At 35.7% G+C, this 870-nt stretch carries 1 protein-coding gene; it reads right to left on the bottom strand.

The genetic code is table 11. The features are described from left to right. Window positions 1–801: nuclease/transposase family protein (locus AC3II9_RS21465; RefSeq protein ID WP_489158723.1), on the bottom strand; the 801-nt coding region annotated here is incomplete at its 3' end. Window positions 802–870: the final 69 nt, after the last annotated feature.

Raw genomic sequence — 870 nt, 5'->3', positions numbered from 1 at the left:
AGATAACAGTTGATTAGACAATGTTTCATGGTCTTGTTTTCTTACCATTCGGTTCTTACGATGCAACTCTCGATATTGATTTCGTAGTTCAACATAACGATTCGAATATACCCATCTTTCTCGATGACTACGATTGATTGTTCCATCATCATTATATTTTAAAGGGTTTGTCGCTCTTTTACTTCTATCCATTTTGCGTTGAATTCGTTGTATGGCTTTCTCATAATTAACCACATTAGGTGCCAAAACCTTTAGCATTACTTGTTTCTCGGAGCTTGCTGCGACAGTAGAAGTACCTATATCGATTCCTACTCTGCCAATGCCTACCTGTTGCTTTACTCCCTCTGCGTTATACGATTGCGGCGGAATGCCTTCTAATATAAGTTGAGCATAATATACATATTTTCCTTTTAGAAACACTCGTTTAATACGAACGTACTTCACTTTATCTTGAAGTGCTAAATGAGCATATGCATCTTGTTTTCGAACAATAACAGGAATAGAAAGACCTTTCCAAGTCAACATATCGTTTACGAAGCGGATACCCGTTTTATTTGATTTACCTTCAACGGATTCCATCTCTCCGTAGCGTTTAAAATATACTTTCTTCGCTTCACCAAACATCATTTTTTTAAAAGCTTGAAAAGCTCTTGTTCCCATTTTTTGACCAGCTTGTGAATCTATATTTTGTTTGAATCGTTGACTCATAGGTGTTAAAAAAGCGTGAATAGAATACTCTGTCAACCCAAACTGTGCATTCAACTTCGAAAAAATAGCATTTCTCTCTTTTCCTTTTTTCATCTTTTTGGCTTTTTGATAGGATTTTGATTGTTGCATAGTGCGATAACGTTTGTATAATTCATTCACGCA

The sequence above is a fragment of the Lysinibacillus sp. RU7 genome (genome assembly GCF_057837305.1).
This window is presented reverse-complemented; position numbering and strand designations above follow the sequence as displayed.